General features: G+C 43.0%; 19 protein-coding genes and 3 pseudogenes. 11 read left to right on the forward strand and 11 right to left on the reverse strand.

Annotated features, from left to right (window positions below):
- Nucleotides 1-44: 44 nt before the first annotated feature.
- Nucleotides 45-1,097, reverse strand: coding sequence for a spermidine/putrescine ABC transporter substrate-binding protein PotD (gene potD / locus Xmir_RS00500; RefSeq protein ID WP_099112553.1), 1,053 nt, complete (start codon nt 1,095-1,097; stop codon nt 45-47).
- A gap of 136 nt (nt 1,098-1,233) precedes the next feature.
- Between potD and Xmir_RS00505 the strand changes: the two are divergent.
- Nucleotides 1,234-1,347: pseudogene (locus tag Xmir_RS00505) on the forward strand (Fic family protein); the annotation flags it as partial.
- 32 nt (nt 1,348-1,379) lie between these two features.
- Here Xmir_RS00505 and potC read toward each other — a convergent pair.
- The 10 genes and pseudogenes from potC to Xmir_RS00555 form a co-directional block, all read right to left on the reverse strand.
- Nucleotides 1,380-2,159 (reverse strand): spermidine/putrescine ABC transporter permease PotC, encoded by a 780-nt coding sequence (potC, locus tag Xmir_RS00510; protein ID WP_099112554.1) that lies wholly within the window; start codon nt 2,157-2,159, stop codon nt 1,380-1,382.
- Entirely contained in the window at nt 2,156-3,016 is an 861-nt protein-coding gene (gene potB, locus Xmir_RS00515) for a spermidine/putrescine ABC transporter permease PotB (RefSeq protein WP_099112555.1), read from the reverse strand. Before potB ends, potC begins: the two co-directional genes overlap by 4 nt.
- Nucleotides 3,000-4,115 carry a spermidine/putrescine ABC transporter ATP-binding protein PotA gene (gene potA, locus Xmir_RS00520; RefSeq protein WP_099112556.1) on the reverse strand — a complete coding sequence of 372 codons (1,116 nt, stop codon included), beginning with the start codon at nt 4,113-4,115 and terminating at the stop codon, nt 3,000-3,002. The genes potB and potA overlap by 17 nt, the downstream gene beginning before the upstream one ends.
- Nucleotides 4,116-5,143: 1,028 nt before the next feature.
- Nucleotides 5,144-5,776: a bifunctional 4-hydroxy-2-oxoglutarate aldolase/2-dehydro-3-deoxy-phosphogluconate aldolase gene (locus Xmir_RS00530; protein WP_099112558.1), complete on the reverse strand. Its 633-nt coding sequence runs from the start codon at nt 5,774-5,776 to the stop codon at nt 5,144-5,146.
- The gene (locus Xmir_RS00535; RefSeq protein WP_099112559.1) at nt 5,742-6,752 is read right to left on the reverse strand and encodes a sugar kinase; all 1,011 of its coding nucleotides are present in this window, start codon (nt 6,750-6,752) and stop codon (nt 5,742-5,744) included. The genes Xmir_RS00530 and Xmir_RS00535 overlap by 35 nt, the downstream gene beginning before the upstream one ends.
- Before the next feature lie 3 nt (nt 6,753-6,755).
- Nucleotides 6,756-8,198: a glucuronate isomerase gene (gene uxaC, locus Xmir_RS00540; RefSeq protein ID WP_244170832.1), complete on the reverse strand. Its 1,443-nt coding sequence runs from the start codon at nt 8,196-8,198 to the stop codon at nt 6,756-6,758.
- A gap of 30 nt (nt 8,199-8,228) precedes the next feature.
- The gene (locus Xmir_RS26080; protein ID WP_208620375.1) at nt 8,229-9,722 is read right to left on the reverse strand and encodes a fructuronate reductase; all 1,494 of its coding nucleotides are present in this window, start codon (nt 9,720-9,722) and stop codon (nt 8,229-8,231) included.
- Nucleotides 9,714-10,895: pseudogene (uxuA, locus tag Xmir_RS26085) on the reverse strand (mannonate dehydratase); the annotation flags it as partial. The pseudogene uxuA and the gene Xmir_RS26080, both read right to left, overlap by 9 nt.
- 31 nt (nt 10,896-10,926) lie before the next feature.
- A complete protein-coding gene (locus Xmir_RS00550; RefSeq protein WP_099112562.1) occupies nt 10,927-12,225 on the reverse strand; it encodes a TRAP transporter large permease in 1,299 nt (432 codons plus the stop codon).
- Between the two features lie 25 nt (nt 12,226-12,250).
- The gene (locus tag Xmir_RS00555) at nt 12,251-12,757 is read right to left on the reverse strand and encodes a TRAP transporter small permease (RefSeq protein ID WP_099112563.1); all 507 of its coding nucleotides are present in this window, start codon (nt 12,755-12,757) and stop codon (nt 12,251-12,253) included.
- A gap of 264 nt (nt 12,758-13,021) precedes the next feature.
- Between Xmir_RS00555 and Xmir_RS00560 the strand changes: the two genes are divergently transcribed.
- The 10 genes and pseudogenes from Xmir_RS00560 to fruB all read left to right on the forward strand — a co-directional run bounded on the left by Xmir_RS00560 (nt 13,022) and on the right by fruB (nt 26,293).
- Nucleotides 13,022-14,014, forward strand: coding sequence for a TRAP transporter substrate-binding protein (locus tag Xmir_RS00560; RefSeq protein WP_099112564.1), 993 nt, complete (start codon nt 13,022-13,024; stop codon nt 14,012-14,014).
- A 120-nt stretch (nt 14,015-14,134) separates the two neighbouring features.
- On the forward strand, nt 14,135-14,884 hold the full coding sequence (locus tag Xmir_RS00565) for an FCD domain-containing protein (protein ID WP_099112565.1): 750 nt from the start codon (nt 14,135-14,137) through the stop codon (nt 14,882-14,884).
- A 15-nt stretch (nt 14,885-14,899) separates the two neighbouring features.
- Nucleotides 14,900-15,053, forward strand: a pseudogene (locus Xmir_RS33030) (IS256 family transposase); the annotation flags it as partial.
- Nucleotides 15,054-15,436: 383 nt separating this feature from the next.
- Entirely contained in the window at nt 15,437-15,592 is a 156-nt protein-coding gene (locus Xmir_RS27780; protein WP_244170821.1) for a site-specific integrase, read from the forward strand.
- Nucleotides 15,593-15,776: 184 nt separating this feature from the next.
- A complete protein-coding gene (locus Xmir_RS00580; RefSeq protein WP_099112566.1) occupies nt 15,777-16,181 on the forward strand; it encodes a DUF6088 family protein in 405 nt (134 codons plus the stop codon).
- An 89-nt stretch (nt 16,182-16,270) separates the two neighbouring features.
- Nucleotides 16,271-17,128 carry a nucleotidyl transferase AbiEii/AbiGii toxin family protein gene (locus Xmir_RS00585; RefSeq protein WP_244170822.1) on the forward strand — a complete coding sequence of 286 codons (858 nt, stop codon included), beginning with the start codon at nt 16,271-16,273 and terminating at the stop codon, nt 17,126-17,128.
- Between the two features lie 8 nt (nt 17,129-17,136).
- Nucleotides 17,137-19,731, forward strand: a complete 2,595-nt coding sequence (locus tag Xmir_RS00590) for a type I restriction-modification system subunit M (protein ID WP_099112568.1) — start codon at nt 17,137-17,139, stop codon at nt 19,729-19,731.
- Complete coding sequence (locus Xmir_RS00595) at nt 19,724-21,040, forward strand: restriction endonuclease subunit S (protein ID WP_099112569.1); 1,317 nt, start codon at nt 19,724-19,726, stop codon at nt 21,038-21,040. The genes Xmir_RS00590 and Xmir_RS00595 overlap by 8 nt, the downstream gene beginning before the upstream one ends.
- Before the next feature lie 132 nt (nt 21,041-21,172).
- A complete protein-coding gene (locus Xmir_RS00600) occupies nt 21,173-24,295 on the forward strand; it encodes a type I restriction endonuclease subunit R (protein WP_099112570.1) in 3,123 nt (1,040 codons plus the stop codon).
- 852 nt (nt 24,296-25,147) lie between these two features.
- Complete coding sequence (gene fruB / locus Xmir_RS00605) at nt 25,148-26,293, forward strand: fused PTS fructose transporter subunit IIA/HPr protein (RefSeq protein WP_099112571.1); 1,146 nt, start codon at nt 25,148-25,150, stop codon at nt 26,291-26,293.
- Nucleotides 26,294-26,296: the final 3 nt, after the last annotated feature.

The raw sequence follows: 26,296 nt of genomic DNA on the forward strand, positions 1-26,296 counted from the left end.
AAAGGGGAGCCAGAGCTCCCCCAATAATTCAACTGAATGTCAGGTCACTGACCTGCTTTCAATTTATGGAAATACTCTTCATACAGGATATTGGCATTGCCAACATCATTCTGCCATTCCCCTTTCTGGATCACAGCTTCATCGGGATACAAAGATTTATCTTCTGTCATTTCTTTTGACAGTAATTTTTTCGCACCCAAGTTCGGGGTTGGGTAACCAATTTTATTGGCAACCTGTGCCGCAATTTCTGGACGTAACAAGAAATCAATTAACTTCATTGCACCATCGACATTCTTGGCATTCGCCGGAATAGCCAGACTATCCATCCAGAAAATTCCGCCTTCTTTCGGCCAGATAATATCAACAGGTGTGCCAGCCTGACGCGCAACATAAGCAGAGCCAGTCCACATCATGCCGATATCAACCTCACCTTCCATAAATGGATTGGCCGGGTTATCAGAGTTAAATGCCAGTACGTTTGGCATCAGTTTTCTCAGTTCCTGATAAGCAGCTTCAATCTCTTTCGGATCGGTAGTATTACCGGAATATCCCAGTTTCAACAGCGCCATTTGGAAGACTTCACGCGCATCGTCAGTCAGTACTAAGCTGCCTTTGTACTCTGGCTTCCAAAAATCAGCCCAGGAAGAAATAGTTTTAGGATCAATATTATCGCTGTTGACGCCAATCGCCGTTGCGCCCCAAATATAAGGAATCGAATAATCATTATTCGGGTCGAAAGACTTATGCAGCAAGTTAGGATCAAGATTATGGAAATTGCTCAATTTACTTGTATCGATTTTTTGCAACATCCCTTCTTTACTCATCTTTGAGACAAAGTAAGTAGATGGAACCACTAAATCGTAAGCGCCGTCTTTATAGGTTTTCAGCTTGGTATACATGCTCTCATTGGATTCATAGGTGGAATAAATCACCTTAATCCCAGTTTCTTTAGTGAACTGGTTGAGCAAACCAGGCGGAACATATTCAGTCCAGTTGTAGAAATACAGCGTCTTGCCATCATTAGCAGAAGCGGCATTCACCAAACCCATGCTTAATGCCATCATCCCAGCGGCTAACAGATAAAACCACTTTTTCATGTCATGCTTTCCACGCAGTCAGTGCGTTAGTATCGTATATAGGTTCAACATGAACCTACCCCCCAAAAAAAGCTATTATAAAAGCCGCATTTTATAGGGTAAAGCCTGAAGTGATTGCCCTTCATAACTATCTTTTACATCTATCTACGAACTAGCCGCAACATATTGGTTCGCTATTGCTCGCGGTCATATTTTTATTGATGAAAACAAGCGAACAGCTCTGAATACCACGATGTTATTCCTGAAGCGTGGCCAACCTGCAACCACGCTGAATAGAGAAGTTTAGGATTTACTGGTGCGATCACGCATAACAAATTGGCTAATCAATACCAGAACCAACGACATCATTAACAAAATTGTTGCCAATGCGTTAACTTCCGGCGAAACCCCGACTTTGACCATTGAATAGATCTTCAGTGGCAGAATTTCATAACTTGGCCCTGTTACAAATGAGGAAACGACCACATCATCCATCGACAAGGTAAAGCTCAGTAACCAACTTGCCATCACTGCCGGCATCGCCAATGGCAGGATGATTTTACGCAGGATAGTCAGTTCACCTGCCCCCAAATCGCGCGCCGCCTCCAGCATTTTGACATCGAAATCTTTCAGGCGGGAGTAAACCGTCACAACCACAAACGGCAGGCAGAAAGTGATGTGCGAAAACAGCAGTGACCAGAACCCAAGTGAGATGCCGAGCAGCATAAACAGCACCAGTAATGAAATCGCCATCACAATATCCGGCGACATCATCACGACAAACAACATACCGCCAACAAACTTTTTGCCACGGAACGAGTAACGATACAGGGCAACCGCAGTCAGGGAACCAATCAGCGTGGCGAACGTGGCGGATGCTACTGCCATCGTCAGGGAGTGGCCTGCCGCTTGTAGCAGGCTGTCATTGGAGAACAGCAGGCTATACCACTCGGTGGTAAAACCCTGCCAGCTAATGCCAAAGCGTGACTGGTTAAACGAACTTACCAGCAGAATAATAATCGGGATATACAGGTAAGCATAAACGATGGTCATGAAGCCACCGCGCAACAGGCGTCCGATCATTCCAGTTCTACCTTCTTGTTCAGCAGCTTAGCCGCACGATAGTAAACCAACAACATCAGCCCCATCACCAGCGTCAGACAGATGCTGGTCGCCGCCCCAAACGGCCAATCGCGGATATTGAGGAACTGGCTCTTAATCACGTTACCGATCAGCAGATTTTTCGCCCCGCCCATCAAGTCAGCCACATAGAACAGCCCCATCGCAGGCAGCAGTACCAGCAGACAACCCGCAATAATGCCCGGTATCGTCAGTGGTACGATAATGCGGATAAAGGTCTGTAACTTACCTGCACCTAAATCGCGCGCCGCTTCCAGACAGGAATTATCCAGTTTCTCAATGCTGGAATAGAGCGGCATTACCATAAACGGCAGCAAGATATAAACCAGTCCCAGCACAACCGCTTCAGAGGTATACATTATGCGCAGCGGCTTATCGATAACCCCCACCCACAGCAGAAAATCATTCAAATAGCCACGGGTACTGAGGAACATTTTCAAGCCATAAATACGGATTAACGAGTTCGTCCAGAACGGTACAATCAGCAAAAACAGCATGAGCGGACGCAGTTTCTTCGGCATTCGTGCCAGAAAAAAAGCAAACGGATAACCAATCACCAGACAGCACAGCGTCGCCACAATCGCCATATTCAGCGAATGCAGCAACACTTCGGCATACAGCGGATCGAACAACCGGGTGTAGTTATCCAGTGAAAATACCATCTGTACCAGATTGGCATCATCACGGGTGAGGAAGCTGGTTCCGATGATCATCAGGTTCGGCAGAAAGACGAACAGCATCAACCACGATACCACGCCCGTAATGACGACATTCTGGAATAGTTTACGCGTCTTCTTCATCGACCAGCACAACCTCCCAGCTTTCTACCCAAGTGACGGCAATCTTCTGGTTCAGGGAATGGTCAACATCAGGATCGTCTTCATTAAAGAATTCGCTCACCATAACCATTTTGCCATTTTCCATTTCGACCACAGAATCCAGTGTCATGCCCTTGTAGTTACGTTCACGGACATAACCAATCAAACCCGATACTTGCTCACCGTTATTGATCTCTTCCACGCGCAGATCTTCCGGGCGCAGCAACACTTTCAGCGTTTGCCCAACCGTCACTGGCAGTGCGGTGAAAATATCACATTCGTGTCCTTCGACATTGGCGCGTATCCGCTGCTCATCAATACGATGCAACACTTCGGCATCAAAGATATTGATTTCGCCGATAAAACGGGCAACAAACAGGTTTTTCGGCTCTTCATAAATCTCACGCGGAGAACCATCCTGTTCGATCCGCCCGTCACGCATCACTACGATACGGTCTGACATGACCAGCGCTTCTTCCTGATCATGGGTAACGAAGATAAAGGTAATACCGAGCTTGCGCTGAAGCGCTTTCAGCTCATTTTGCATCTGCTTGCGCAATTTGTAATCGAGTGCGGACAGTGATTCATCCAACAGCAAGACCTTGGGTTTATTCACAACCGCACGGGCAATTGCCACACGCTGCTGCTGGCCACCGGAAAGCTGGGCGGGTTTACGCTGGGCAAACTCTTCAAGCTGAACCATGCGCAATGCTTCCTCAACACGCGGAGCAATCTCTTTTTCCGGTGTTTTCTGCATTCGAAGGCCAAAAGCGACGTTTTCAAATACGGTCATATGGGGGAACAGGGCATAACTTTGGAAGACCGTATTAACGTGACGGTGCTCGGCCGGGATATCGGTAATATCCAGCCCTTCCAGTAAAATCTTGCCGCAGTCCGCATCTTCCAGCCCGGCAATCAGACGGAGTACTGTGGTTTTGCCACAACCGGATGGCCCAAGAATGGTCAGGAACTCGCCATCATTGATTGTCAGATCGAGCTGTGAAATAACTTGTTTGTCATCGAAGCCTTTACTTAAGGCTTTCAATTCAACAAGTGGTGTCAGAGAGGTATTCTCAGTCATTTATGCTATCATCTATCCCTTGGAATAATGCAGATAGAACCGCCACGGGAAAAGACTGTGTTAGCTAGCAGGAAGCATCATTTCTTCGCTAAAGCTCAAAGCCAGTGGCGCCGGTTGAAATTACGAAGCGCGCATAATAAACGCAGTAAGCCCAAATTGAAAGCCGAAACAATGACAATATGTCATTTTTTATTATCATTTCACGGATGATAACATTATGTACTATTTCGAACCTAATTTTTCCTGTTGGAAATAATTTCTTATTGATTATTTTGCAACCACACAAACACCCCGGTTTCACCTCAATCATTCCCCCCACCCACCGAGGCTTACAAAAACACCAACATTTGTCTTCCTGTTGCAACATTCTGACTCTCTTTTCATACTAATAATCATCATTCAAAAACAGAACTCTTTTTTTGATATCGGAATTCATTAATTTATTAGTATTATTTTTTATTGTTTTAATAACGAGTTTTATAATTTATTATTTTTACTGAAATTAAAATAATTAAGCTTGGATTGTGCTTTTATCTCCGAAGAGGCGATCTTGGTTAGGACGGTGTTGATTGAGGTTTTTTGTAGGTGGCTGCAACTCCTGAAACTTACCTAATCGTCGGTTTAATATAGCTCTTCACGACACTGATAGCAGTGATTAACTCTCTTATCATGGATTTTCTGAAATAAATAACTGCTAATGAGATTTGATCCACAAAAATACAGCAGATTCTTCTATATCCTATTGTTATGTAAGTTACTTACATAACTCTACACTAATAAATAATTCATAAGCCCACTATCCTTGTAATAAGGAAGATTATTATGAGGACGATCCCCATATATCCATATATATGGGGAACAGAATAACAAACCAATCATGCGTCGAAAATTGACGTGGTAAGGCAACAATAGGCTCATCAAGAATAAAGAAGATGCTGGCAGAGAAACTTCATGTGGTCAACCACGTGATACACTCAACGTATCATAGATGCTACAAACCCAAGGTAAAAATCACCAAAATTCTCACCTCAGCAAACAGTAACTAACTCCACCGCCTCCCGTACCAATTTACCTATCTTTTTCCACTCCTTATCTCGGATCAACTGTGGGCTGACCATCCAGGATCCACCACATGCAGCAATTTGTGGGATAGCAAGATAATCGCGAATGTTCTTAACACTGATCCCACCTGTTGGCATGACTTGTAACTGTGGGTACGGTGCAAGTAATGCTTTAATCATCGCAATTCCGCCCGATGGCTCAGCAGGAAAGAATTTGACAAAATCGATGCCTAATTCCAGCGCTTGTTCGATCGTGCTGGCGTTATTCACACCGGGAATGATAGGGATACCGATTTGCTGGCACGCCTGTACGGTGTTTGGGTTAAGTCCCGGGGAGACAACAAACTCTGCCCCTGCTAATTTTGCCTGACGAACATGTTCACGATGAAGCACGGTTCCTGCACCGATCAGCATATCTGGCCGCTCAGCCTTCAGCAGGCTAATCGCTTCGGCGGCACTCTCGGTACGAAACGTAATTTCAGCCACAGGCAGGCCGTTGTCTGCTAATGCGTGACCAAGAGGAATGATATCTCTGGCCTCTTCAATGGCTATCACAGGTACAATTTTAATCTGACGCAGACGTATCATCATCTCTTGCATTTTCATTCTCTCCGATTTCGTTCGAATTAAAAAAACGGGCGGTAACCTCTTGTGTCGCAGCCTGCGGAATAATCGCCCCTTTATGCTGGATCACAACCCCTGCGAGCTGATGCCCCATTAATGCTGAATCATGAACGGATTTCCCATTTAACAGCCCCGCAATAAAACCCGCATTAAAAGCATCACCCGCCGAAGTGGTATCAACGACGGGTGTAACAGGTTGAGTCTTAATATGTTGTGTGGCATTGCAACCGCTTAAGTCACGATAAAAACAGCCCCGTTTACCCGCTTTGATAATGGCTTGTTTAACCCTCATTCTTTGCAGGCGATGAAAACTTTCCTCAGTTGAAGTATCTCCCCAGAGACTCGCTTCATCATCGTCAGTGACTAATGCAATATCCGTGATGGCATACATTTGCTGATAACACTCACGGGCTTGCGTTTCATGTTCCCATAAGGCCGGACGATAATTACTGTCAAAGAAAATCACTTTCCCTTCAGAAGATAACTGTTTCAAATCAATTAGCAGCAATTGGCGATCATTTTCGGGCAAAATAGCCAGGCTGATCCCACTGAGACAGAGCACATCCATGTTCTGCAATTGCTGGCGCACTATGGGGTAATCAGGATGCTGCAAGAGATAACGCGCCGCCGAGTTATTGCGCCAGTAAAGAAACGTGCGCTCACCTTTTTCATCAAGTTGGATCAGGTATAAACCGGGCTGATGTGCGCTATCACGCAACACTAACGAAGTATTAATGCCCTCTTGCTGCCAGCGTGAGATCATGCCTTCACTCAAGGGATCCGTTCCCATCGCCGTAACGAAATGGATATCAAGCATATCGCCCCCAGCGCGAGCCAGATAGACCGCACTGTTCAGCACATCACCGCCATAGCTTTGTGTCATGGCACCAAATGGGATGCCATTTAGCTCAATCATACATTCGCCAATCAGGGCAATTTTCCGCATCTGCATTCTTTAACCCTTCACTGCCTGAAAATAACGTTCAGCATTATTGAAACAGATATCCTGAACTATCTGTCCCAGCATTTTTTCATCATGTGGGATTTCGCCATTTTCGGCCCAGTTCCCCAGCATATCGCAGAGAATGCGCCGAAAGTATTCATGACGGGTATAGGATAAAAAACTGCGTGAATCTGTCAGCATACCGACAAACTGGCTTAATAAGCCTAACTGAGAGAGTTGCTCTAGTTGGCGCTGCATACCATCTTTTTGATCGTTAAACCACCAGCCCGATCCAAATTGGATTTTTCCCCCGATACTTTTCCCATCCTGTGCAAGAATTCCGCCCTGAAAATTGCCGATCATGGTAGCGATCACTTCATTATCGCGGGGGTTTAAGCAGTAGAGAATGGTTTTCGGTAATTCGTCTGTTTTATCCATCTCATCCAGCAAGCGTGATAATGGGTAAGCGATCTGATTATCCCCAATGGAATCAAAGCCGCTGTCCGGCCCTAACAGATTAAACATACGCGTGTTGTTATTGCGCAAAGCGCCAATATGTATTTGCATTACCCAGCCGCGTTTTGCGTACTGCTTACCTAACCAAACCAGCACCGCGGTTGTGAATTGCGCTATTTCTAATTCGCTGAGTAATTGCCCTTGTCTGCGCTTTTGCAAAATAATATCTAACACTTTTTCGTCAGGTGTCGGCGCATAACGTAACTGTTCAATACCATGATCCGATGCCACACAACCGTGATCCTGAAAGTGTTCGAGGCGGCGCTCTAACGCCTGCAATAAATCAGCAAAACGCCTGATAACAATATCTGCGACTTCTCCTAATCGTTCGAGATAGTCACAAAAACCCGGCAACTCAATCTTGAAGACTTTGTCTGGACGCCAGCTTGGTAATACTTTGATGGTAAAGTCTTTATCTTTTGCAATCTGTTGATGATATTCGAGAGAATCAATGGGATCATCCGTTGTTCCAACCATTCGTACCTGCATTTGCTGCATAATGCCACGGGCAGAAAATTCAGGCTGAGAGAGTTTCTCGTTCGCCTCATGCCAGAGAGCCTCTGCGGTGTCAGGCCCAAATAATTTTCCGCTAATGCCAAATGGGCGTCGCAATTCCAGATGTGTCCAGTGATACAGTGGATTGCCGATCGTCAGAGGAACCGTTTTCGCCCATGCGAGGTATTTTTCATAATCACTACTTTCAGTACCGGTAATCAGCCCCTCTTCAATCCCTGCCGCACGCATCGCCCGCCATTTATAATGATCGCCTTCCAACCAGATTTGACCAAGGTTGTGGAAACTGCGGTTTTGCGCAATCTCTTTTGGATTGAGATGACAGTGATAATCATAGACAGGCATCAACGCAGCGTAATCATGATAAAGGCGGCGGGCTACGTCATTATTTAACAGGAAATTTTCACCCATAAAAGTTTCACACATAAAGGTTTTCATCATATTTTCCTCTATGGCCTAAAGAGCCGCAACCGCTTGGCGTGCGCCAACATTCAGTAAGTTCTGGTAAGCCTTGGTTACGTTATCGACAAAGTCACGGTTTTTTACCAATTCCTTACCAAAGATCGATTCAATTGCCAGTAGCTCTTTCACCACATCTTCCGCCACAGCAACAGAATGACCACTACCATATTGGGTAGAAATCGCGGCAAAAATCGCAGCAAAGGTCCCTTTTAATGGATCACGCACATCAATGGGTTGACCTTGTTCATCCACGCCACTGACATAACGCATCCAACCCGCCACACCGAGCGCTAAATGGTGATAATCACTTCCCCTCAAAAGGTGCCATTCAATGGAATCAATCATGCGCTGTGGCAATTTCTGGCTGCCATCCATCGCAATTTGCCATGTCTGATGTTTTAACGCAGGGTTAGTGAACCGTTCGATCAATTTATCGGCATAAGCCATTAAATCGATATCTTCTGGCATCGACAGTGTTGGAGCTTGTTCATTCAGCATCAGTGCATACACTGCCCGACGATAATCGGCATTTGTCATCGTATCGGAAATATGCTCATAGCCGCCCAAATAGCCCAGGTAGGCCAGAAATGAATGGGCGCCATTTAACATGCGCAATTTCATCATTTCAAATGGCACTACATCGTCCACAAATTGCGCACCGGCCAGATCCCAATCTGGACGCCCATTCACAAAGTTATCTTCAATCACCCATTGACGGAAAGGTTCGCAGGCAATAGCGCAAGGATCTTCAACGCCCAGCCGTTGGGCAATTTCAGTTAACGTTTCTGGTGTGGCTGCCGGCACAATACGATCCACCATCGTACAGGGAAATGTCACTTGGTTTTCTATCCATTGTGCCAATTTTTCGTCCTGCAAACGCGCCAGACCCAATACGGCTTCACGGGCAACATGCCCATTTTCCCGAACGTTATCGCACGACAAAATCGTCACAGCGGGTAACCTTCGTTCAAAACGTAATCTTAAGGCCGCAGTGATATACCCGATGGCTGATCTTGGCACAGCAGGATTGGCAATATCGTTAATAATCAATTCATTATTGGGGTCTAAATGCCCTGTCGCGGCATCGGTACAATATCCTTTTTCAGTGATTGTCAAAGAGATGATAGCGACATCAGGATTCGCCATTTTTTCGATAATCGCCTGAACGCCATCAATTAATGGGTGCATACCTTCTTTCATTGAGCCAATGATTTTTAATGTGATTCCCTCCTGCCCTTTCTCTGCGACGGTATAGCGCATGGATTGTTTTTTAAGATTTTCAATCAGTGAGGCATCGTTTAGCATCAGATTAACTTCACAGAATCCCCAATCACTGTCTGTTTGTTCTAATACATGATGTGTATAAACCGCCTGATGCGCGCGATGAAAAGCACCGCACCCTAAATGCACAATACGGGAAGTAAGGCGTTTGGTTGTCCAGCGAGGGCATGGGACAGAAGTTATCGCATTGACAAGGTTTTTTTCCATGATGGCACGATGGATACCCAACTCAAGGCCACGAATTTCAGCCAGCCCTTTCAGGCGGCCGATTGCCGAATAGCCGGGGTTAGTTTTCTTTTTCAAATCATCAAGTATTTGATGACCATGATCAGGCCGCATTGGAATAAGGTGATTTTCACCCGCTGCCAACCGACGATGTTCTTCTTCCGCAACCGCTTTGATCACTTCATACATATCTACATCACCAGCAAGATGCGCCGCTTCGTGGAATGTGGATGGGTTTTCTTCACGTACAGTTGAACGCAAATGGAGGAAATAGATACGGGAACCAAATGATTTGACCATCTTCACCAAATCATTATCCGCGCGCACGCCATAAGATCCGGTGCACATCGTATAGCCATTGGCATTGCTGTCTATCGTTTCGGCTATCCAACGCATATCCTCTATCGTAGAAACAATGCGTGGCAGACCTAAAATCTCACGCGGCGGATCATCAGGATGGACGGCCATTTTGATACCGATCTCTTCCGCAACCGGAATGATCTTTTTCAGAAAATAAGCAAAGTGCTCACGCAACTTGGCCTTATCAATTCCAGTATAGCGTGTTAGGTGTTGGCGAAGTTGTTCTAAGGTATAGCCTTCCTCTGCACCGGGAAGACCAGCGATGATCGTGCTTGTCAGTTTTTGTTTTTCTTCTTCTGTCATTGAGGCGAAGCGTGATTGTGCTTGTACAATTTCGGCATCGGAATATGCTTTTTCTGCGCCACGGCGTTGCAAAATGTGGATATCAAAAACAGCAAATTCGATTTGATCAAAACGCAGCGCTTTTGAACCATCAGGTAATTCATATTCGAGATCAGTGCGGGTCCAATCCAGAACAGGCATAAAGTTGTAGCATATTGTTTTGATCCCACAGGCAGCGAGGTTACGTAAGGTTTGTTGATAGTTTTCGATCCATCGAACGTACTCCCCGGTATGCGTTTTGATATCTTCATGAACGGGAACACTTTCTACAACTGTCCACTCAAGTTGATTCTCTTCAATCAGTGCCTTACGCTGTTTTATCTCTTCGATAGGCCAGACTCCGCCATTGGGAATATGGTGCAACGCCGTCACAATCCCTGTTGCTCCTGCCTGACGGATATCCGCTAATGAAACGGGATCTTCAGGCCCATACCAACGCCAAGTTTGTTTCATAATTCCCCCCTATAACTCATTCAAGACTAATTCAGTTCAAGACTAATTCAGGTAACCATAAACTCAATTGCGGCAGATATGTCACCAGTGCTAGCGCCGAGATCAGCGCAATATACATTGGTAACAGTGGCTTCAATACCTTATCAATACTCACATCCCCCACAGAGCAACCCACAAATAAAGCACTGCCTACGGGAGGGGTACAAATCCCAATGGCCAGATTAAACGTCATGATGATGCCAAAATGAACAGGATCGATACCCAAGCTCATCGCAACGGGTAAGAAAATAGGCGTGAAGATCAAAATGGCAGGTGTCATATCCATAAAGATCCCCACTATCAGCAGGATGATATTAATGACTAGCAGGATGGTCAGTGGATTATCAGAAACCGCCATCAACGCATCCGCAATCAAATATGGCAGATCAGCATTGGCCATCGCCCAGGACATGCCCATTGATACGCCAATCAGCAGTAAAACAATCGATGTGGTAACGGCAGAATCAAGAATAATTTTGGGCAGTTGTTTGAAACTCACTTCACGATAAATCACCACTGCGAGAATAAAACTGTAGAGAACGGCAATGGCTGAAGCTTCAGTCGCCGTGAAGATCCCCGCAATAATTCCGCCCATAATCACCACAATGAGCATTAATGACGGTATTGCTTTCCACGCTGTATCAAAAAATTCGCTCCATGTTGGCCGAGGTGCAACAGGATAGCGCTTCCTCTTGGCAATAATGGCAGACACAATCATGAGTGAAATCCCCATAATAATGCCGGGGATATAACCCGCTAAGAACAAGGCAGCAACAGATGTCCCCCCCGAAACCAACGAGTACACAATCAAGGTATTACTGGGTGGGATCAGTAAACCAGAAGGACAAGAAGCGATATTCACAGCAGCAGACAGCTCAGGATCATATCCTTCTTTTCTCTGCATCGGCGCCATTGTCCCCCCTACCGCAGCAGCGGATGCCACTGCCGAGCCTGAAATTGCCCCGAAAAGCATGTTCGCCATAATATTGACGTGCATTAATGATCCCGGCAAACGGCCGCCAATCACTTTAGCCAGATTGATCAAACGCGCAGCAATCCCGCCTTGGTTCATAATATTTCCTGCCAGGATAAAGAACGGGATCGCTAATAAAGAGAAATTATCTACTCCCGCAGCCATACGTTGTGCAACAACCGTGATCGCCGATCCCAACGGCAATGTCATCGTAATAGCGACTAACGAAGAGAAGCCGATTGCAAAAGAAATAGGGACACTCAATACCAGTAATATTACAAATGTGCCAAAGAGTGCGGCAATGACATACCAATCCATACTCTATTCCCCTTATCTCCACAAATTAATGACTCTCAGACACAACTGGCGGTTGACCAGAAAAATGCTGAAGAATCGAGATCACATCAACGAGTGCATAGAAAATCATCAATATTCCGCTGATAGGCAAACATAAATAGATGTACCCCATCTTCCAACCTAATACAGGTGTGATTTGACCATTTTCCAGTGTCGATGAAACAAGCAGGCTGCCACCATAAAGCAGCACAATGGAAGAAAATGAAATAATTACTGCCTGAATAATCAGACCAACAATACTTTTCTTTACTCCTGTTAATTTCATCATCAACAGATCGATAGCAAGGTGACGATGTTGCCCGGTTGTATATGCAGCGCCAATCATTGCGATCCACATAAACAGATAACGCGCTAATTCATCAGTCTCGGTGCTTGGTGCATCTAAGACATAGCGTGAAATTACCTGCCACGACACACATAAAACCAGAAAGACCAGCAGGCAGATGGTAAAAAATGCCAAACTTTTATTGGTCATCGCTACAAGGTTTTTCATTTATCCGATTCCTGTCATTTTGGTTTACCAATTAAAGTCTACCCAGACATCAGAATCTATACTGATCGCACTAAAAACATTGAAATAAGTAGTTGAAAGAGGGTGAGATAGATCACAAACTCAAAAGGTCAACCAATAATGCCATTTTTTGCGATTCAGATCGACCAATTGGATTTTACCCTTTGCCCAATAAGTGAGATCTGATTATGGTTTGCCCACAGAAGAAAATAACAAAAATCGACACTCATCTCTGGAGGATCAAACATGCAGAACAACAAACGACAGGTCTTAGATATAGTCGGCATAGCAGCAGGCGTAATGTTTATGCTGGGGGCATCTCAGGCTTTCGCCGTGACAACGTTAAAACTCAACCATAACCAGAACCGAGATCATGCTGTTCATAAAGCCATGACCCAGTTTGCTAACGAAGTGAAAGAAAAAACCAACGGGGAAGTCCGTATTCGCATCTATTCTGATTCTCAATTGGGCAACCAACGTGAATCCATCGAATTGATGCAGAACGGTGCTCTGGATATTGCTAAATCCAATGCGGCAGAATTAGAAGCCTTCTCTCCGGCTTATTCCATTTTTAACCTGCCCTATTTATTCCGCGATAAAGGGCACTATCAACAAGTCATCAATAGCGATATCGGTAAAGAAATCCTCGATTCAAGCCAAAACATGGGATTTATTGGTCTCACTTATTATGATGCGGGCGCCCGCAGTTTTTATGCGAAAAAACCGATTAGAACGCCAGAAGATCTAAAAGGTTTGAAAATTCGCGTACAGCCCAGTCCAACGGCAATTGCGATGGTGAAAGGGTTGGAAGGAAATCCAACACCATTAGCTTATGGTGAACTCTATACCGCATTACAACAGGGTGTTGTAGACGCGGCTGAAAACAACATTACTTCTTTTACGCTAAGCCGCCATAGTGAAGTGACAAAATTCTTTTCGCTGGATGAACATACGATGATCCCTGATGTCCTGTTAATCTCGAACAATTCATTGAGTAAATTAACCACTGGTCAGCAAGAGATTGTGAAAAAAGCGGCTCTGAACTCCTCAAAATACATGATTCAACTTTGGGAAAAATCAGAAAAGGAAGAGCGGGCTAAAGCAGAAAAACAAGGTGTTGAGTTTGTTGTCGTGGATAAAACCCTCTTTCAAGACGCGGTTAAACCCATGTATGACGATATTGCTAAAACCCAACCGGAATTATTCGAAATGGTAAATCGAGTGCGTAAAATAGAATAATTTTCTCTCAAAACCACCTATTGTAACAAGAATAGGTGGTTATATTTCTGGCATTGATGCCTTAGAATAACATCATTTTTAGTCGTTCCATTTAAGTATATTACCTTACGGCGGCATTAAATGATGAACTTTGCAGACTCCAAGCGCCCCTATCATGAAGTAGCCCAATCATTACGTCAGATGATTGTAGATATGGATTATTTTCCCGGTGATCGTCTACCGACAGAACGTGAAATTGCAGAAAAGTTTGGCGTTTCACGCACTCTTATTCGTGAAGCGTTAATTGTACTGGAATTGGAAAACCTCATTGAAGTACGCAAAAGCTCAGGTATTTATCTCACCCGCCTGCCATGCTCTTATTTAAGCGATACAACTATCAATGCCGCAGGGCCTTTTGAGTTATTACAAGCGCGCCAATTATTGGAAAGTAATATCGCTGAGTTTGCGGCGCTCCAGGTGACTCCGGTCGATATTGCCAATATGCGCAACGCATTGGAAAAAGAGAAAAATGATCTGATTTCGGGAGAAAGTGAATCCGGAGATAGAGAGTTTCATTTAGCCATCGCGCAGGCAACGCATAACAGTATGTTAGTTGAATTACTTAAGCAATCTTGGGCGTGGCGTGAGAATAATCCTATGTGGGTGAAGTTACATAGCCGAATTACCAATACCGACTATCGTAAAGCATGGTTGAGCGATCATCAGGCTATTTTGGCGGCTATGATCAAAAAAGATCCCGCGGCAGCGAAGCAAACGATGTGGCAACACTTAGAAAACGTGAAACAGAGTTTGCTTGAATTATCAGATGTGGATGATCCTAATTTTGATGGTTTTTTGTTTGAGTCTTATCCGGTTGGGATTGGGAAGTGAGTTTTTGACGCTGAGCTGGCTGAAAATCTCAAGACCTCAGAAGATCTGAGCCAGCTTTTCCGCTTCTTTAAAAAACTGACCGTTTTGAAACCATTTTTAAGGCTGAATTCTGGCTGCTTATCTGGGACATGAAAAGCAACAGCCTAAATCTGGTTCTAATCCCTGTAATGAAAAGAACTACGATTGACATCCTACCCGCCCAGGAGAATATTCAATATATTGCTTTGCTCAACTTAGCTATTGATAGCAAGTTGAGATCATACGATCTACTCAGGATCAAGGTTCGTGATATTAGTAGTAATGGTGTTATCCATTAACAGAGTGCTTTATCAGCAAAGCAAAACTGATCGCGATGTTCAATTTGAAATAACCTCAAAAACAGCTCAAGCCATTACACTGTGGGTATCACTTCGAAGGTTAACTACTTCTGATTATCTTTTTCCCAGTCCCCGTAAAATCGGTAAGCCTATGAGTTATAGTTATAACGCCAGCATAATTCGACGATAGGCAAGAGAACTTGGGTATGATGAATATCTATATGGAACTCATTCGATGAGAAGAACCAAAGCAACTTTGATTTATGCCAGAACTAAAAATATTCAGGCAGTTCAGCTCTTACTCGGGCATGTCAAACTCGATAACACAATTCGGTATTTGGGTGTTGAAATTGAAGATGCTCTGAAACTATCCGAAGACATTGGTTTATAAACGAGTTCATTATGTTTGATAATTTGGACTGACATTCATGCTAATCAAAAATACTTATTATAAATCAATTCATTAAAAATATTTTTTTAGTTTTAATGCCGTATCTATTTTTGAGATGATGTCGTATTTATTCCAGTTTTATTTCCTCTAGTGTATACTTCCTATACATAAAGAAGGAGGTCCTATGACAGCAGCAGATCGAATCAATCAAAAGTTGAAACGTTCGAGACGTTACGTCTTTGAGCGCAAAGATTTTGAAGACATTGCCAGTTATGACCAGATCGGCCGTGCACTTAATCAATTGATCAAGCAAGGTGAACTGATGAAAATCGGATATGGCCTGTATACTAAAGCACGTAAGAACAGCCTCACAGGTCGCCTAATGCCAACGAATCCTGGTGGCACCGATGCGATTTTACGTGAAATTCTTAAGATGAAAGGCGTAGACTTCGAAGTAAATAATCTGTCGTTGCAAAGTCTTTCCGGTAATAGCACGCAAATCCCTTCATCTGTGCAGTATTCGTGGAATCCTAAACAGTTTAATCGCAAGCTGGTTGTTGGTAATCGCGTACTTAACTCACCAAGTTAAAAATGAAAAAATTAAAAGATCAATTCTTAGAGGTTTCCGATGCCTTAGAGCTCGGAAACCCAGCCATTATTGAAAAAGATTACTGGGTAGTGGCTTTGCTTGCTGAGTTAGCAAAGCTTGCTTTTGATACGCATCAAATGGTCTTTTCTGGCGGGACGGCACTGGCTAAATCCAATGTAAAAATCCTCAGGATGTCGGAAGATGTCGACATCAAACTCATCCCAACGGATGTATTTAACTCATTCGGTCGTGACAAGCGCAAGGCGACACGTAAGGCTCTGGTGCAACAAATCGAAGAGTCTCTAACTCACCAATCAAGCCATTTTTCTATTAAAGAAAAAAAGGCCCGTGATGAATACCGCTACGTCGAATATGAACTGAAATACCCACAGCAATTTAGACAAGCACCTTGCTTGCGCCCAATCATTAAACTGGAACTGATGGAGACCATACCTCTGTTTCAAGTAGAACAGCGTAGCATTCAATCACTGGTTGCTGAGCTGTATCATCAGCCTCACGAAGTCAACGCATTTTCTTGTATCTCCGTTCAATCCACTTTGGTGGAGAAAGTCATTTCTATGCTGCGCCGTACCATGCTAGTCAAACGAGATTCTGAGCGCAAAGATGACGCTACGTTGATACGCCATATCTACGATGTACATTGTATTGACGCAGACCAGAAACTTGATTTTGAAACTCTTATGTCCCTTTTCCAAACCGTGTTACAAGAAGACGTTAAGCGATTTGGTAATCAGCATGCGGAGTTTGTTGCTAACCCTGTTCAAGAATTAAAGCTAGGCTTGCAAGAGCTAGAGTCTAACCCGCTGTTTAGTCAAAGGTTTACAGACTTTGTCACCCCAATGGTGTTTGATACAGAAACACCCGATTTTGATACCTGCTTTGCCTCATTTAAGCGCATTGCTCAGTCATTGATGAATAGTAATTAGAGTAAAACATGAATAAACAACAACTGGCCGCCAAGATTTGGGAATCGGCTAACCAAATGCGTTCTAAAATCGAAGCAAACGACTACAAAGATTATATCTTAGGCTTCATTTTTTATAAGTTTTTGTCTGATAAGCAAATTCAGTTCTTAATCCAAAACGAATTTGATGAGCAATCGATCAAAGAATTGAATGAGGGCGATACCGACACTCTCAAATACATTCAAGACGAATTAGGTTACTTCATCGCTTATGACAATCTGTTCTCAACTTGGATCAGTGATGGTAAAGATTTCGACATTGCTTATGTACGTGATGCGTTATCGGCGTTCAGCCGCTTGATTAATCCAGATCATAAAGACTTGTTTGACGGTATTTTTACTACCCTGGAAACCGGGCTAAGCAAGTTGGGCGAAAGTGCCGCTGCACAAACCAAAGCGGCGATGAATCTGATTCATCTGATTAATGGTATTCCGATGAAAGACAAGCATGATTATGATGTGCTTGGTTTTATCTACGAATACCTAATCAGCTCGTTTGCTGCGAATGCGGGGAAAAAAGCCGGAGAATTCTACACTCCCCATGAAGTCTCGGTATTGATGTCAGAAATCATGGCTGAACACCTGAAAGACCACAAACATATCAAAATTTACGATCCAACCAGTGGCTCCGGCTCTCTATTGATCAACATCGGTCAATCGGTAGAAAAACGTCTTGATGGTGAAAATAACATCCGTTATTACGCGCAAGAGCTCAAGCAAAACACCTATAACTTAACTCGTATGAACTTGTTTATGCGTGGTATTTTGCCAAATAACATCATCACCCGTAACGCCGATACCCTGGAAGATGATTGGCCTCTGGATGAAGATAAAACCCATGAACCAATGCGTGTGGATGCGGTTGTCTCTAATCCTCCTTATTCACAAAAGTGGGATCCAGAGTTTAAAGACAAAGACCCTCGCTATTCGCCTTTTGGTTTAGCGCCAAAAACGAAGGCAGATTATGCATTCTTGCTACACGATCTGTACCACTTGAAACCCGATGGTATTATGACCATCGTTTTACCACACGGGGTATTATTCCGTGGTGGTGATGAAGGAAAGATCCGTGAGAACCTCATTGAAAAGAATCATATTGATGCCATTATCGGCTTACCAGCAAATATCTTCTTCGGTACGGGCATTCCAACCATTATTTTGGTGCTTAAGCAAACACGTAACAATGACGATGTATTGATCATCGACGCCTCAAAAGGGTTCGTGAAAGAAGGTAAGAACAACAAACTTCGCGCTTGCGACATAAAACGTATTGTGGATGCTGTGGTCACCCGTCAACCACAGGAAAAATTTGCAGCCTTAGTTAGCCGTGACACCATTCGCGATAATGGTTATAACCTCAATATCCCGCGTTATGTGGATTCTTCAGATGCAGCGGAAAGTTGGGATATTTACGCCTCTATGTTTGGTGGTATCCCTAATAACGAACTGGATGCGCTAAAACACTATTGGCAAGCCATGCCTAACCTCAAGGCAAGCCTGTTTAAACTAACATCCAGTAATTACTCAGCATTAAAAGTTGCTGATGTGAAAGCAGCGATTGAAGCTAACTGTGATGTGCAGCAATTTATGGCAACGTATCAACAAGCTTTTAGTGATTTTGAGGCTTATTTGACAAAGAGTTTGATTAAAGAACTGTTACAAGTCAAACGATCGCACCAACAAGATATCATCAGTGAAGAGATTTTCCGCCGCTTAGAAGGAATCGCACTGATTGATAAATACGATGCTTACCAATTGTTTGATGATCAATGGCAGCAGCTCAGTGCGGATTTGGAAATGATCCAAACCGAAGGTATGGATACCTGTAAAGTAGTTGAACCGAATATGGTGACCAAAAAGCAAAAAGGCAAAGACGTTCAGGTTCAAGACGGTTGGTTTGGTCGCATCTTCCCCTTTGCGTTGGTTGAAAAAACCTACTTTGCAAAAGACCTAGAAAAAATCCAAATAATGGCAGAACGTTTGCAAAGCATCGAATCCGAGGTTCAAGAGATCTTCGATTCGCTTAGCGAAGATGATAAAGAAGCGGAATACGTTAACGACGACAAAACCGCATTTGTTACCGCAGCGCTGAACAAAGAAGTGAAACAGATCAAAGCCGACAAAAAGAAAGGCGAAACCTTTGCTGATGACAGCTTTGAAAGCAAGTTACTTGCTGTAGATAAGTTACAAACAGAAGAGAAATCACTGAAGGTAAACCTCAAAGCCGCAAATGAAGATTTGCTGGAAGCAACACGTAAAAAAATCGAAAACTTAACCCAAGATGAGATTGATCATCTATTGCTGCTTAAATGGGTAAAACCCATTGTTAATTCCCTAGATAAACTGCCAAATCAAATCTTGCAGCAACTGACCTGTAAGCTAGAAACTTTGGCAGGAAAGTATGCACAAACGTATGCCGATATTGCCCAAGAAACGCAACAAGTGGAGCGACGCCTGGCTGCAATGATGGGCGAGTTACAAGGTAGTGATTTTGATATGCTGGGCTTAAAAGAACTGCAACAGTTCCTTTCTGGTGAAAAGTTGCAAGGTGGCGCCGATGAGTAAGGAAAAAGCGTTGCAACCTGCTCTGCGTTTTAATGTCTTTGAAGGTGATTGGGTAACGTCAGATTTTCAAGGTACTTTTAGCTATATTTCTAACAACAGTTTATCTAGAGCAGCACTCAATGAAAGAGCTGGGTTAGCAAAGAATATTCATTATGGTGATATATTAATTAAATTTGGTGAAGTGCTAGATATTTCGGCTAATCAAGTGCCTTATATTACTAATGATTCCCTTGCGAAGAAGTTGATTCCAAACCGTTTAAAAAATGGAGATATTGTTATTGCAGATGCAGCAGAAGACTCTTCTGTAGGTAAATGCACGGAAATCATCAACTTGGGTGAAAATATACTATTTTCAGGTTTGCATACCATTGCAGTAAGACCTACTACGCCCTTTGCCCCAAAGTATCTCGGATATTTCCTAAATTCGGACTGTTACCATGATCAGCTGTTATCTTTGATGCAAGGGATCAAGGTCTTATCAATATCTAAATCAGCGATTAAGGATACATTTGTCCGCTATCCACAAAATCAAGTTGAACAAAAAAAGATTGGAGATTTCTTCCAACATATCGACCAACAACTAAAACTCCATCAATTAAAATATACCAAGTTGCAGCAGTTAAAAAAGGCAATGCTGGGTAAGATGTTCCCGAAAGCGGGAGCAAAAGTGCCAGAGATGCGTTTTACTGGGTTTAGTGGGGATTGGGAAACTAAAGTTTTTAAAGATAGTTTTAATTATATCGCTAATAACAGTCTCTCCAGAGCGCAGCTAAATGATAAATCCGGATTAGCTATGAATGTTCACTATGGTGACGTTCTGATTAAATTCGATGAAGTATTAGACGTTTTTGAGACAAACATACCGTATATTTCTAATGAGGCGCTAGTAAGTAACCTAATGCCCAATTGTTTACAGAATGGCGATATAGTTATTGCTGATGCGGCAGAAGATACATCCGTTGGTAAATGTACGGAAATTTACAATTTAGGTGAACAGTTATTATTTGCTGGCTTGCATACTATCGCTATTAGACCATCAACACCTTTCGCGCCGAAATATTTAGGCTATTTTCTGAATTCGAACTTATATCATGATCAGTTGATACCAATAATGCAAGGAACAAAAGTGTTATCAATATCAAAATCATCGATTAAAGAAACGTTAATCTATTACCCTAATGATTTAGCTGAACAAACTAAAATCGGCAATTACTTCCATAACCTCGATCGCTTAATTGTGCTCCAGCAGCAACACATTAATAAGCTGAAAAATATTAAGCAAGCGTGCTTAGAAAAAATGTTTGTTTAAACACTGAATTAATACTCAATATGGATGCGCTCATAACGTTGGGTTGGGGCGCACTCTGATGTCAATTTTATCTGTTACCACTCATAAACCAAAGGTAACTGAGCTTTTTAGACTGAACGCTAAGGATAAGCTGTGACCTACACTAGTGAAGCCCAATTTGAACAAGATGTTATCTCCGAGCTATGCAAGAAAGGCTGGGAAGATAAGGTATTAACCAATCTCACCGAAGCCGATTTGCTGCAAAATTGGGCGGATATTCTTTATCAAAATAACAACAGCATTGATCGCCTAAACAATGTGCCACTCAGCCAGAGTGAGATGCAGCAAATTATAGAGCAAATCAATGCGCTTAAAACACCTCTCAAACTAAACGGTTTTATTAACGGTAAAACGGTCTCTATTAAACGTGACAATGCCGCAGACACTTTGCACTATGGCAAAGAGATCAGTCTCAATATTTACGACCGCCAAGAAATAGCCGCGGGGAAAAGCCGGTATCAAATTGTTCAGCAACCTCGATTTGAACGCAAAAGTGCCGTCCAGCACGACAGGCGCGGTGATCTTTTGTTGCTGATTAATGGCATGCCCGTTATCCACCTTGAACTCAAACGTTCTGGCGTCCCAGTGATTGAAGCGTGTAACCAGATAGAAAAATACACCCATGAAGGGCATTTTAGCGGCGGCATCATGGCGTTAGTGCAGGTGTTTGTTGCAATGAATCCAGATAACACCTTGTATTTTGCTAACCCTGGAAAGGACGGAATCTTTAATCATGATTACTACTTCCAATGGGCCGATTTTTCTAATGAACCCATCAACCACTGGCAGAAAGTGATCGAGGGGTTGCTATCCATCCCGATGGCTCACCAATTAATTGGTTTTTATACTGTTGCCGACAATGCCGATGGCATTCTTAAAGTGATGCGCAGCTATCAGTATTACGCTGCTAATGCTATTTCAAGTAAAGTCGCCAGCCTGGACTGGTCTATTAAAAATAAAGGTGGCTACATTTGGCATACCACTGGCTCGGGTAAAACCATGACCAGTTTTAAGTCTGCGCAACTGATTGCTAACTCTGGCGATGCCGATAAAGTGGTGTTTTTGATGGACCGCATTGAGTTAGGAACACAATCCTTAGAAGAATATCGCAGCTTTGCCGATGCCAGTGATGATGTTCAAGGAACAGAAAATACCCATGTCCTGATCGCCAAACTGAAAAGCATAAAGCCAAGCGATGGCTTGATTGTGACTTCAATTCAAAAGATGAGCAACATCCACGATGAAGGACAACTAAAAACTGCGGATATCGACTGTATTAATCAAAAGCGCATTGTGTTCATTGTCGACGAAGCCCACCGTTCAACCTTTGGCGATATGCTTTCTATCATCAAAGCCACTTTCCCTAATGCGGTGTTCTTTGGCTTTACAGGAACGCCAATCCAAGAAGAAAACCAGAAGAAGGACAGTACAACCAGTACGATTTTTGGTGATGAGTTACATCGTTATAGCATTGCGGATGGTATTAGAGATGGTAACGTGCTGGGGTTCGACCCTTGCAAAGTGATGACGTATCGTGATGATGACTTACGCGAGGCGGTTGCACTTGAAAAAGCCAAAGCAACGAGTGTTGCTGAAGTGTTTGCCGATCCTGCAAAAACTAAAATTTATGAAAAGTACATGGACAGTGCTCGAGTGCCAATGGCGACCCAAGAAATCAATGGTAAAAAAGTGCGAGGCATTGAAGAATTACTGCCTACAACGCAATATGATCGTATAGAGCATAAACAGCAAGTCATTAATGATATTCTGGCTAACTGGGTACGTTTTAGCCGTAATAATCAGTTTCATGGCATTTTTGCCACACACAGTATTCCTGATGCCTTACAGTATTATCGATTATTCAAACAGCAAGCTCCTCAACTGAAGATAACAGCATTGTTTGATCCTAATCTTGATAACAAAGGTAACGCCGTGACTAAAGAGGCTGGGTTAATTGAGATTATTGAAGACTATAACAAAACCTACAATACGACTTATACCCTGCCCACTCATGCGCAATTTAAAAAGGATATTGCGGCACGTCTTGCGCACAAAAAACCTTATCAATATGTCGAACAACAACCGGATCAGCAATTACATTTACTGATTGTTGTTGATCAGATGCTCACCGGTTATGACTCCAAATGGGTGAATACCCTGTATTTGGATAAAGAACTTGAGTACGCGAATATCATTCAAGCGTTTTCTCGCACTAACCGATTATTTGGTATCGATAAACCTTTTGGCAACATTCGTTATTATCGCAAACCGCACACAATGGAACTCAACATCAATAAAGCACTCAAACTCTATTCTGGAGACCGTCCTTATGGTGTATTTGTGGAGAAATTGGAAGATAACTTACATTCTCTTAATGAAAAATTTGCCGAGATAGAAATCATTTTCAAAAACGCGAAGATCAGCGATTTTAGTCAGTTACCGAAAGATGAAGAAACTCGTGCTAAATTTGCCAGTCTGTTTAATGAATTCAGCAAAATCTTGGAGGCTGCGAAAGTTCAAGGATTTAACTGGCAGAAAAACAGCTATTCATTTGAAGAAACGGGTAATACCGTGGATATTGATTTTGATGAGAATCAGTATCAAGCGATGTTACAACGTTATAAAGAGTTGTCATCCTCTTCAGGTAATGGTGGTGGTGAGCCTGCTGCTGTGCCTTATGCCATTTTGGGCTATTTAACCAAGCAAAACACGGGGCGAATTGATCATAACTATATGAACGCTCAGTTCACCAAATTTCTTAAGCAATGCGATCAACCGAATGTCACGTCAGAGGAGATGCAACAAACGCTTGATGAACTGCATAAATCCTTTGCTACCTTAAGCCAAGCGGAACAAAAACAGGCAAACAAGCTACTGCTTGATGTACAAGCAGGTAATTTAATCATCGAAGCAGGCAGATCCTTACAGGATTACATTACCCGTGCTCAAGCAGAGGAAGAAGATAAAGCCTTGCAGGTAATGGTCGATGCTTTGGGACTTGATGGTAAGCAGCTTAAAAAACTAACGAAAGGAAATCTCACCGCCGCTAACTTAAACGATTATGGTCGTTTTGATGCACTTAAGGCAACAGTGGATAAAGCCAAAGCTAAGGCCTATCTAGAAGATAAATTAGGCACAAAGCTAACGCCACCTAAAGTCAATATTGAACTGAACAAGCTACTACGGGAGTTTATTTTGCAGGGTGCCACAGATTAGATACGCTACATTCGATAGAGTTAAATGTATTTTGCATAATTAGTCACTTTATGGACCCTGTTTCTAAATTTGTGTAATTGCCTGTTTTTGGTATGTTTAATTTATTAACTAAAACAGGTGAAAAGATGGACGAGAAACAGTTAGAAGCCCTGGCCACTAAGCTGGCTAAAAATCTCAAAACTCCGGAAGATTTAAGTCAGCTCTCTCGTTTTCTCAAAAAACTGACCGTTGAAACGTAATACCGCTCTCTTAAGCATTTTTTTGAATAATTATTCATGGAAGTGCTAACAAAGAAAACTGAAGGATCCCGATATAACTGGATTTTTCAGATGGAGAATGCGACAGTTTTCTTCTTCATTTTCCTTAAGCGAGCGGTATTACCCTAAAGGACGGGGTTTTACGGCGCACCGGATAAACGAAGCCAATGAGTCGGCATTCCTTTGAATAACTCATTCCCTTTAATTGAAACGTTCCTTCGATTAACATTATTTTTATCATTAATAAGTTGCATTAAAATTTAAATAACCAAGATCGCCATCACCATTTCATAAAATAACCTACAACCTCACTTTACATTCTAACTCTTTGGCGATACGGTTCCCAATAATACAGGTAATTGACATTATCCATCCTCATCACGAAACAAATAATTAATAGCTATAAAACAAGCTGGTAATAAAAATTATATTAGTTCATTTTATTATTAAGATTAAACTATTTCGGTAAGAATTTGCTATTTAAAAACAAAATTACTTGGTTCATTAAATAATAAAAATAACATGAATTCATTTAATGTTATTTTTTACTCAAAAAGCTGAATCGTTTCAATTAATAATAAAAAGGTAAACATCAATGTTTCATCTATTGTTACAAGATATCCATCTGGCAGCATATGCTACCAATAAAGAAAATGCTATTCGCCAAGTCGCCACAGCTCTCACTGCGGCGGGATATGCCAATAAAGAGTACGTCGAAGGAATGCTGGAACGTGAAACACACTCTTCAACCTATCTGGGCAATGGTATTGCCATCCCACATGGCACCCATACAACCCGCAACAACGTACTGAGAACGGGTGTACAAGTGATGCAATTTCCGAACGGAATCGACTGGGGCGATAACCAAACGGTCCACCTTGTTATCGGCATCGCGGCAAAATCCGACGAACACCTTAATCTGCTGCATCAGTTGATCCCGATCATTCGTGATGAAAACCGCGCCAGCCGGATGGCAAAAACCACTGATGTAAATGAACTCTATCATTTATTAATGAACACCAAATCCGCCTATTTGCTGGATAACTCCACGCTCACATTGGATATTGACGCACATGACCTGACAACCTTGCAGGTAATAAACATCTCTCGGCTACAACAAGCCAACGCAGTGAATGCAAAATTTATTGCCGATATCTTTACCAAACCGCCAATACACCTTGGACAAGGTATCTGGTTCAGTGACAGTTCGCAGGGCAATTTGCACAATGCAATTGCCATCTCCCGCCCCAAAACCCCTTTTACTGTTGATAAACAACCCGTTGGATTGTTATTAACCATCGCTTGCGCAGACGATCAACTGCACGGTTTTCTAGATAATCTCAGCACCCTGCTGCAACAAGGTAAAGGTGAGTGCCTGTTACGTGCCAAAAATAGCACAGCCATCGTAGACCTACTGACAATGGATGTACCACAAGAAACGATACTGCCTCAAAAAAACGCACTGACCGCGGATTTTATCCTACCTAATAAACATGGCCTGCATACCCGCCCCAGCGCGCTTCTGGTTAATACCATCAAACGATTCCATAGCCAAATCACCATCACCTATCTTGATGGAAACAGCATTCCCGTCGATGGGTGTAAGTTGATGCAAGTTGCAGGTTTAGGTGTTAAACAAGGCGAACGGATTCGCTTTACCGCGGTCGGCTCCGATGCCAAAGACGCCCTGCTCGCCATTGAATCCCTTATTAACAAAAATATGGGCGAGGAAATGGCATGAACA

The organism is Xenorhabdus miraniensis, from assembly GCF_002632615.1.

Coding starts and splice junctions, on each gene's coding strand:
- Xmir_RS00590 (WP_099112568.1), top strand. CDS start 17,137: ATGAATAAACAACAACTGGCCGCCAAGATTTGGGAATCGGCTAACCAA.
- potD (WP_099112553.1), bottom strand. CDS start 1,097: ATGAAAAAGTGGTTTTATCTGTTAGCCGCTGGGATGATGGCATTAAGC.
- Xmir_RS00565 (WP_099112565.1), top strand. CDS start 14,135: ATGATGAACTTTGCAGACTCCAAGCGCCCCTATCATGAAGTAGCCCAA.
- potC (WP_099112554.1), bottom strand. CDS start 2,159: ATGATCGGACGCCTGTTGCGCGGTGGCTTCATGACCATCGTTTATGCT.
- Xmir_RS00595 (WP_099112569.1), top strand. CDS start 19,724: ATGAGTAAGGAAAAAGCGTTGCAACCTGCTCTGCGTTTTAATGTCTTT.
- Xmir_RS00530 (WP_099112558.1), bottom strand. CDS start 5,776: ATGCAAGAGATGATGATACGTCTGCGTCAGATTAAAATTGTACCTGTG.
- Xmir_RS00550 (WP_099112562.1), bottom strand. CDS start 12,225: ATGGATTGGTATGTCATTGCCGCACTCTTTGGCACATTTGTAATATTA.
- Xmir_RS00555 (WP_099112563.1), bottom strand. CDS start 12,757: ATGAAAAACCTTGTAGCGATGACCAATAAAAGTTTGGCATTTTTTACC.
- Xmir_RS27780 (WP_244170821.1), top strand. CDS start 15,437: ATGAGAAGAACCAAAGCAACTTTGATTTATGCCAGAACTAAAAATATT.
- Xmir_RS00580 (WP_099112566.1), top strand. CDS start 15,777: ATGACAGCAGCAGATCGAATCAATCAAAAGTTGAAACGTTCGAGACGT.
- Xmir_RS00535 (WP_099112559.1), bottom strand. CDS start 6,752: ATGCAGATGCGGAAAATTGCCCTGATTGGCGAATGTATGATTGAGCTA.
- potB (WP_099112555.1), bottom strand. CDS start 3,016: ATGAAGAAGACGCGTAAACTATTCCAGAATGTCGTCATTACGGGCGTG.
- potA (WP_099112556.1), bottom strand. CDS start 4,115: ATGACTGAGAATACCTCTCTGACACCACTTGTTGAATTGAAAGCCTTA.
- Xmir_RS00560 (WP_099112564.1), top strand. CDS start 13,022: ATGCAGAACAACAAACGACAGGTCTTAGATATAGTCGGCATAGCAGCA.
- fruB (WP_099112571.1), top strand. CDS start 25,148: ATGTTTCATCTATTGTTACAAGATATCCATCTGGCAGCATATGCTACC.
- Xmir_RS26080 (WP_208620375.1), bottom strand. CDS start 9,722: ATGGAAAAAAACCTTGTCAATGCGATAACTTCTGTCCCATGCCCTCGC.
- uxaC (WP_244170832.1), bottom strand. CDS start 8,198: ATGTGTGAAACTTTTATGGGTGAAAATTTCCTGTTAAATAATGACGTA.